Genomic DNA, 5,884 nt, shown 5'->3' on the forward strand with positions numbered 1-5,884 from the left:
ACCAGCACCACCCCGGAGCCCCGCCCCAATCGGCGGGGCTCCGCCCATTTCCAGCTCCGTCCGGTCCACCGGCTCGGCGGCCGCTTCCGGCCCGACGGGCGCGGGGTCAGCCGGCTTCTTCGCGCAGGACGTTCTGGGTGCGGGCCTCGTTCTCCTCGCGGAGCTTGTCCTGCAGGACCTGGAGCCCTTCGAGGCCGTCCACGGAGAGCGCGGCCAGCTCGTCCAGCGACATGAGGGGGTCGCTGCGCAGCGGGGGCTGCCAGCCGTTCTCCTTGTCATGGCTGCGCAGGATCTTGGCGGGGACGCCGCCGATGACCGCGTGGTCGGGGAACTCGCCGCGGACGACCGCGCCGCCCGCCACGGCCACGTTCCGGCCGAGCCGGGTGCCGGGGAGGATGATCGCGCCGGTGCCGATCCAGCAGCCGTCCCCGATCACGACGGGGTTGTTCTCCGGCCACTGCCGCCCGATGGGCGTGTGCAGGTCGCCGTAGGTGTGGTTCTGGTCGGTGATGTAGACGTTGGGGCCGGTGAAGACGTCGTCCCCGATCTCGATCGACTGGTGGCCGACGATGTGGGTGCCGCGGCCGAGCGAGCAGCTCGCGCCGATGCGGACGACGACGTCGGGCCCCAGGTCGAGGCCGGGCACGAAGCCCGCCGAGATCGTCACGTGCGTGCCGACCAGCGTGTGGTCCCCGATCGAGATCCACGGCTCGCCGTAGATGGACCCGACGGGGAAGCCGATGCAGGCGCCCTCGCCCAGGTACGCGAACCGGCGGCGGCCCGGCGTGTGCGGAGTGATCTCGCCGTGCCGCTGCACCCATGTCCAGGTGCGGTGCACGGCCGTGTGCACGCCCTGGCGCGCCCGGAGCCTGGCCCGGGCCGCCAGCACCTGCGGGAGCGAGCGCTTCGGCGACATGGCGTTCACCGTACCGGTTGGTAGTAACCGTGGGACAGGAGGGACGGAAGAGCCGGGCCCCGCCTCGCCGCGCCGATGCGCCCGTGCACGGCGAAGGGCCCGGCCGTGCCCGGCCGGGCCCTTCAACCGGAAACGCGCACTCCCCGCGCTAGTGCGGAGAATGCACCTGACCGTCGACATCGGCGCCGGTGACCGTCATGGAGTCCGCCGACGTGGCGTCCCCCGCGTGCTCACCGGAACCCTTGGTCAGATCGCGGATGGTGCCGCGCCTTGTGGCGACCACACCGGCCACGCCTACCGCGGTGACGACGCCCATCATCGCCATGAAGGCGCCGCGCCCGGACTTGGACCGCCGCGGCGGTTCCACCCGGTGGGCGGTGTCGGTCAAGAACGTGCTCACCCGCGGTGCGAGCCCGGTCTCCACGTACCGGGCCGCCTGCCGGAGCTTCGGTGCGCTCCAGCCGCGGACGGCCATGACACGCTCATCCGCGGCGGGTCTGATCCGCTCCGCCGCGGAGGAGGCACCTTGCCGGCACATCTCGGCGCCTTGCCGGTACATGCCGGTGCCCTGGCGGGCGGCCTGGCGGGCGGCCTCCTGCACGCGGTCGAGCCGCGTGAGAACCTCCTCCTGCGGCCTTCGGCGGATACTGATCATTAGGGACACGCTAACCTCCCTGTTTGCGAGGTCCTGTCGTGCAGCCTTCCCGAAGTCAGGGGGGTAAACCCCGGATGAGCCACCGCCCGTACACGCAGGGTGACATTTCGGGGCGCGGCCGGAGACCCCAAGTCCAGACGTACAGACCGACCAACTCCATGAGAGGTGGCCAGCGTGGCCAATGAGATCTTCGCGACGCTCAACACGTCGCTCGGCAAGATCGTGATCCAGCTCTACCCGGAGCATGCTCCCGAGACGGTGGCGAACTTCGTCGACCTCGCGGAGGGCAACCGCACCTGGCACGACCCGCGGACCGGCCAGAAGTCCGACGCGCCGCTCTACAACGGCACGGTCTTCCACCGCGTCATCAGCCAGTTCATGATCCAGGGCGGTGACCCGCTGGGCACCGGCACCGGCGGACCGGGCTACGAGTTCAAGGACGAGTTCCACCCCGACCTGAAGTTCGACCGGCCCTACCTGCTGGCCATGGCGAACGCCGGGCCCGGCACCAACGGCTCCCAGTTCTTCATCACGCTCAGCGTCGGGCACACCCAGCATCTGACCGGCCGGCACACCATCTTCGGCAAGGTGATCGAGGGCACCGACGTCGTCGACCGGATCGGCCAGGTCCCGACCGCCCGGGGCGACCGCCCGCGGGAGGACGTCGTCATCCAGTCGGTGACGATCGACCGCCGTTAGACGTTTCATACGGTGAGAGCCGAGAACGCGTGAGACCGGTCCCCACGGAGCCCAGATGAGCACAGATCAGAGTCCCGCTCCCGAGACCTCGGTGCCGACCTGCTACCGGCACCCGGGCCGGGAGACGTACGTGCGCTGCACGCGGTGCGACCGCTACATCTGCCCCGAGTGCATGCGGGACGCGGCGGTGGGGCACCAGTGCGTCGAATGCGTCGCCGAGGGCAACCGGGGCATCCGCAGGGCGGTGCCGCGGACGCCGATCGGCGCGCGGGGCTCCACGTCCGCGGTGCCCGTCGTCTCCTACACGCTCATCGCCGCCTGCGTGCTGGCGTACCTCGCCGAGCTCGCGTCGTGGCGGGTCGTGTGGGAGTTCATGATGCTCGGCCGGGGGCTGCTGCCCGACGGCGAGGTCGGCGGGGTCGCCGAGGGCGAGTGGTACCGGCTCTTCACCACGATGTTCCTGCACCAGCGCGGCGGCACGTTCGGCATCACCCACATCCTGTTCAACATGTGGGCGCTGTACGCGATCGGCCCCGCGCTGGAGCAGGTCCTCGGCCGGTGGCGGTTCCTCGCCCTCTATGTGCTGTCGGGGCTGGGCGGCTCGGTGCTGCTGTACATGGTGGGCGCCCCGTCCGCGTCGGCGGTCGGCGCGTCCGGCGCGATCTTCGGCCTGTTCGGCGCGTTCTTCGTGGTAGGCCGGAAGCTCGGCGGGCCGGTGGGGCCGATCGTGGTGCTGCTGGTGATCAACCTGGTGATCACGTTCTCGGTGCCGGGGATCTCCTGGGAGGGCCACGTCGGCGGCCTGGTGGTCGGCGCGGTGCTGGCGGCCGCGTACGCGTACGCGCCGGCCGCGCAGCGGCGCCTGCTGCACATCGGGGCGCCGCTGCTCACCCTCGCGCTGCTCACCGCCCTGGTGGTCGTCAGGACGGCGGAGCTCAGCCCGTCCGTCGGGTAGCCGCGAACGCGCGGACGCCCCGCGATGGACGTCCGCGCCTGTGGATAACCTGGGGACAACCGGTGCCCGGCGCCCCCTACCTGTGGATAACCCTCAGCGCCACTTGGTGGACAGGATCACGCCGAGAATGATCGCCGTGAAGCCGATGCCGAGGTTCCAGTTGTGCAGGTCGGTCATGTACGGCACCTCGGTGCCGGTGCTCGCCGTCACGTAGAAGACGGCGATCCAGGCCAGGCCGACCAGCCACAGCGCGACCATCGTCGGCACCAGCCAGCGCGGGCTGACCTCGGGGGCCTTGGACTTCTGCGGGGGCGTGTAGACGGCCTTCTTACGCGTCTTGGACTTGGCCACGGTGGGTCGATCTCCTCGGGCGTCCGGCGGCCGGAGCGCCGGACCGCGCATGGGGTGCTTTGTCGGTTAGCGTAGTCGCTGGTGAGCAGAGTACGGCGTCCAGCGTGGGGAAGCATCATCCCGGTCCTCACGCTCCTCGCGGGAACGCTGTTCGCGGCGAGCGCGAGCACGGCCCGCGGCACGAGCCTGCGCGAGCAGGGCCGCACCGAGATCACCGAGCTCATCGCCGCGGAGCAGCGCCGGAGCCGCCAGGAGCGCGCCGAGTACCGGCGCCTCCGCCATGACATCGACCGTATCTCGCGTGCGGCCGGACGTCACGACGCCAGGGTGAAAGAAGCCCGCGCCGAAGCCGACCGGCTCGCGGTCCGCGCCGGTTTCACCCCGTTCAGCGGTCCCGCGCTCCGCGTCTCGCTGGACGACGCGCCGCTGCCGAAGTCCGGTGCGCTGCCCCGCGACGTCCGCCCCGACGACCTCGTCGTCCACGAGAGCGACGTCCAGGCCGTCGTGAACGCCCTGTGGGCCGGCGGCGCGAAAGCGATGCAGATCATGGACCAGCGGGTGATCTCGACGAGCGCCGTCCGCTGCGTGGGCAATACGCTGATCCTCCAGGGCGTCGTGTACTCCCCGCCGTTCCGGATCACCGCCGTCGGCGACCCGGTCCGGCTCCGCGCGGCGCTCGGCACGTCCCCCGAGATCGCGGTCTACCGCAGGTACGTCCGCGCGTACGGGCTCGGCTACTCGGTGCGGACCGTGCGGAGGGCCACGCTGCCGCCCTACACCGGCAACGTGACGATGAAGCACGCTACGGTGCCGGACTGAGAAGGAGGGTGCACCCCGGTGCGGACGCTGATCCGTGGCATGGGCGAACTGACCATCACCGCCGGCCTGGTCTTCATGCTCTTCGTCACCTACGGGCTGTGGGGCACCGGCCGCTACACCCAGGACCAGCAGGACCGCCTCGGCGACGAGATGCTGGACACCTGGCAGGCGTCCAAGGTCACCACCGAGCGGGTGAAGCTGGGCAAGGGCCTCGCCATGATCCGCATCCCCCGCTTCGGCGAGGACTGGAAGTTCGTCGTCATCGAGGGCGTGGACCGCGACGACCTCCGCAAGGGCCCCGGCCACTACCCGGGGACGGCGCTGCCCGGCGAGATCGGCAACTTCGTGGTGTCCGGGCACCGGACGACCTACTCCGCCCCCTTCAACCGGCTCGGCGAACTCGACCGCGGCGACGAGATCCTGATCGACACCCGGGAGCAGCAGTACGTCTACAAGGTCACCGACCGCAAGATCGTGACACCGGCCGCGACCGAGGTCACCGCCCCCGTCCCCGGCCACCCCAAGCGCAAGCCGACCGAACGCCTCATCACCCTCACCACCTGCCACCCCAAGTTCTCCGCCGCCAAACGAATGATCATCTTCGGCGAGCTGGCGTCGGCGGTGCCCCGCGTGAAGCGGACATAGCCCCCAAGGAGACCCCGTGTACGCCTGGATCTGGCGCCACCTGCCGGGCACCTGGCAGACCAAGACCGCCACCGCACTGGGCCTCGCCATCGCCGTGGCCGCCATCCTCTGGTACCTGGTCTTCCCCTGGCTGGAACCCAAGGTCCAGTTCGACGACGGCGTAGTGGACACCCCCACCCCCACCGCGACCCCCTGATCGCCAGGACGCGAAAAATATTCAGTTGAAATCCGTAACGTTCTACGCCCTACGGACGAAAACCATGATGAGGGTTTCCGCCATTGCCCCCGAGTGGCGGAAACCCTCGTTCTTATTGCATTGCCCTTGGCGTCGGGCCCTGGGGGCCCTCCTTCGGCGGGCAATGCGTGCGATCGCTGCATCGCTCCGGCTCGCCTAGGGGCTCGCTGCGCGATCAGGTTTCTCGCGGGCTCGAAACCTGCCTTCGGACGCGATCGCGACGGTTCAGGTCGTCGCGTGGCCGGGGTAGTGGCTGGTGTCCGTGCGCCCTATGTAGTGGCCCTTGGCGGTGGGTGCTGGGGGCTTTCCCTTCGGCGGGCAATGCGTGCGATCGCTGCATCGCTCCGGCTCGCCTAGGGGCTCGCTGCGCGATCAGGTTTCTCGCAGGCTCGAAACCTGCCTTCGGACGCGATCGCGACGGTTCACGTTGTCGCGTGGCCGGGGTAGTGGCTGGGGTCCGTGCGGCCGTCGAGCCCCTCGGTTGTAGGGGCTGGCCGCGCTACGCCGTCGTCTGTGGCGCCCGGGCGTCCTCATCTCGTCCGTGGCCGCCGGGATCCGGGTGCTGCTGTGGTCCGTTGTGTCGTCTCCCTCTGGCCTTGGGGGCCGGAG

8 protein-coding genes are annotated in these 5,884 nt (G+C 70.3%); 5 read left to right on the forward strand and 3 right to left on the reverse strand.

The features are described from left to right. Positions 1-106: 106 nt before the first annotated feature. Both IEZ03_RS12890 and IEZ03_RS12895 read right to left on the reverse strand, forming a co-directional pair. Positions 107-916 carry an acyltransferase gene (locus IEZ03_RS12890; RefSeq protein ID WP_184878189.1) on the reverse strand — a complete coding sequence of 270 codons (810 nt, stop codon included), beginning with the start codon at positions 914-916 and terminating at the stop codon, positions 107-109. 148 nt (positions 917-1,064) lie between these two features. Further along, on the reverse strand, positions 1,065-1,571 hold the full coding sequence (locus IEZ03_RS12895) for a hypothetical protein (RefSeq protein WP_184878191.1): 507 nt from the start codon (positions 1,569-1,571) through the stop codon (positions 1,065-1,067). A gap of 174 nt (positions 1,572-1,745) precedes the next feature. Between IEZ03_RS12895 and IEZ03_RS12900 the strand changes: the two genes are divergently transcribed. Beyond that, positions 1,746-2,270 (forward strand): peptidylprolyl isomerase, encoded by a 525-nt coding sequence (locus IEZ03_RS12900; protein ID WP_132048384.1) that lies wholly within the window; start codon positions 1,746-1,748, stop codon positions 2,268-2,270. Positions 2,271-2,325: 55 nt separating this feature from the next. Then, positions 2,326-3,225 (forward strand): rhomboid family intramembrane serine protease, encoded by a 900-nt coding sequence (locus tag IEZ03_RS12905; RefSeq protein WP_184878193.1) that lies wholly within the window; start codon positions 2,326-2,328, stop codon positions 3,223-3,225. 93 nt (positions 3,226-3,318) lie between these two features. Here the strand turns inward: IEZ03_RS12905 and IEZ03_RS12910 are convergent, their stop codons facing one another. After that, a complete protein-coding gene (locus IEZ03_RS12910; RefSeq protein ID WP_229808258.1) occupies positions 3,319-3,576 on the reverse strand; it encodes a cell division protein CrgA in 258 nt (85 codons plus the stop codon). Between the two features lie 81 nt (positions 3,577-3,657). On the opposite strand from IEZ03_RS12910, the gene IEZ03_RS12915 reads away from it, so the two are divergent. From IEZ03_RS12915 to IEZ03_RS12925, 3 genes are read left to right on the forward strand one after another with little or no spacing between them, the layout of a single operon-like run. Continuing rightward, the gene (locus IEZ03_RS12915) at positions 3,658-4,395 is read left to right on the forward strand and encodes a DUF881 domain-containing protein (protein WP_184878195.1); all 738 of its coding nucleotides are present in this window, start codon (positions 3,658-3,660) and stop codon (positions 4,393-4,395) included. A gap of 18 nt (positions 4,396-4,413) precedes the next feature. Continuing rightward, the gene (locus tag IEZ03_RS12920; protein ID WP_229808259.1) at positions 4,414-5,040 is read left to right on the forward strand and encodes a class E sortase; all 627 of its coding nucleotides are present in this window, start codon (positions 4,414-4,416) and stop codon (positions 5,038-5,040) included. Positions 5,041-5,056: 16 nt separating this feature from the next. After that, complete coding sequence (locus IEZ03_RS12925; protein ID WP_184878197.1) at positions 5,057-5,236, forward strand: hypothetical protein; 180 nt, start codon at positions 5,057-5,059, stop codon at positions 5,234-5,236. The last annotated feature ends 648 nt before the right edge of the window (positions 5,237-5,884 follow it).

This window comes from Actinomadura livida (genome assembly GCF_014648675.1).
Lineage (GTDB): Bacteria > Actinomycetota > Actinomycetes > Streptosporangiales > Streptosporangiaceae > Spirillospora > Spirillospora livida.

Bases quoted from the DNA above. Each gene is read 5' to 3' on its own strand.
- IEZ03_RS12890 (WP_184878189.1), bottom strand. From the start codon at position 916: ATGTCGCCGAAGCGCTCGCTCCCGCAGGTGCTGGCGGCCCGGGCCAGG.
- IEZ03_RS12895 (WP_184878191.1), bottom strand. From the start codon at position 1,571: ATGATCAGTATCCGCCGAAGGCCGCAGGAGGAGGTTCTCACGCGGCTC.
- IEZ03_RS12905 (WP_184878193.1), top strand. From the start codon at position 2,326: ATGAGCACAGATCAGAGTCCCGCTCCCGAGACCTCGGTGCCGACCTGC.